General features: G+C 38.7%; 1 protein-coding gene. It reads right to left on the bottom strand.

What is annotated here, in order from left to right; genetic code table 11:
- Window positions 1-172: 172 nt before the first annotated feature.
- Complete coding sequence (gene ltrA / locus L634_RS0128560; RefSeq protein WP_026585313.1) at window positions 173-1,420, bottom strand: group II intron reverse transcriptase/maturase; 1,248 nt, start codon at window positions 1,418-1,420, stop codon at window positions 173-175.
- Between the last annotated feature and the right edge of the window lie 295 nt (window positions 1,421-1,715).

Below are 1,715 nucleotides of genomic sequence, written 5' to 3'. Positions count from 1 at the left end.
TCCTTCTGATATTTCCAATCCCATTTCTTCTAGCTTCACCTTTGTCAGGCTGGCTGCTTTGCCGATTTCTTTCTTTGTCTTGGCAAATAGAAGAAGGCAAGTAGACCACTGGAACCTCCCCAGTAGTCTCTCACAGAACCGGACGTGAACCTCTCAGCTCATCCGGCTCCCATTATTCAGCCGAAGGTTTAATACCTAATTCCCAGTGTTTAAAGAGTCTGGGATTTTGCTTGGCAATTCTACCTATAAAATATTCTGCTCTTTTCTTATGCCGAGCGTACTTTTTATATTTCTTCCGTACCCACATGATTAAAGCTTTATTGATATGCCTTAATGTTGAGTACATTTCAGACTTATAGAACTTGCCATAGTAGTTAATCCAACCTTTTATCTTAGAGTTAAACATATTCGAGAGGTCCGTGAGGTCCTTTTCTGCTTTCAGTTGTAGCTTCCAGCCTCTCACTTTTTGCCTAATCGATTTCTTAGATTTATTACTAATCGCAGGTGTGAAGTTGATAAAATACTTTCCCCATCTATTCTTCGAACGTCTAGGCCTGAACGTGTATCCAAGAAAATCAAACGAAATATTTTCATAATCTTCTTTCCTGTCATCATCCTTGCAATACACAATTCGTGTTTTGATTGGATGTAGTTCAAGTTTGCATTCATTCATCCTCTTATTTAAGGATTCAAGCAATCTCATTGCTTCAGTTTCCGATTTACAATGGATGACTGCGTCATCCGCATATCTAGCAAATGGATTGGTAGGATGGTTAATTGTCATCCATTTATCAAATGTGTAATGTAGAAATAAGTTGGCAAGAACGGGACTTATGACTCCACCTTGTGGTGTGCCAGAAGTACGTTTTAATATAGTACCTTCTTTCGTTTGAAAAGGTGCCTTTAGCCATCTTTTAATATATAGTTTTACCCATTTAATATTTGTGTGCTTTTCCACTGCTTTCATTAGTAATTCATGATCAATGTTGTCGAATAAGCCTTTAATATCAAATTCTAGAACCCAGTTGTATTTCCAACACCTTTTACGAGTTATCTCTAATGCTTGAATAGCACTTTTGTTAGGTCTATAACCATAAGAATCCTCGTGAAAGAAAGGCTCTACCGAAGGTTCAAAATACATTTTCACAACCATTTGTGCAATTCTATCTGCCACAGTTGGAATTCCTAGTGTCCTTGTACCGCCAGCTTTCTTCTTTATATCAACAGCTTTCACTGGTGGAGGAAAATAACTTCCCGAGGACAGTCTATTCCATAGTTTATAGAGATTATCTTTTAGGTTCACTTCGAATTCTTCTATTGACTCTTCGTCAACTCCAGCTGACCCTTTATTTGCTTTTACTCTAAGAAAGGCATCATAAACTATCTTTTTAGATATTGTATACGACTTTGTCTTATTCATAAGTTCCTCCCAATAATATGGTTGACTTGTCAATAAAACTGAATAACATAACCCCTTCGCTCCACTTCCGTTAGGAAGTTTCATAACTACTACGAGTTATTCCGCCCCTATACATGGTATTGGTACTCTGATTCTTGTGGGGCTTCCACTTGAATTTCTCCCTTAGCACCCATGTCGTAGGTTCCCACGTTCCACACTCAAGCCTATATTAAGTTCACGCCGCCTTTATACCGGTCACCGAACGGACAGTAAACAGGTTTCCTCCGAACTTATCCTGAGTTAACGACTCCCCCTC

Source organism: Bacillus sp. J33 (assembly GCF_000518885.1).
Lineage (GTDB): Bacteria > Bacillota > Bacilli > Bacillales > Cytobacillaceae > Cytobacillus.
Note: the sequence above shows the minus strand (reverse complement) of the source record. Positions and strands in the feature narration are given on the sequence as shown.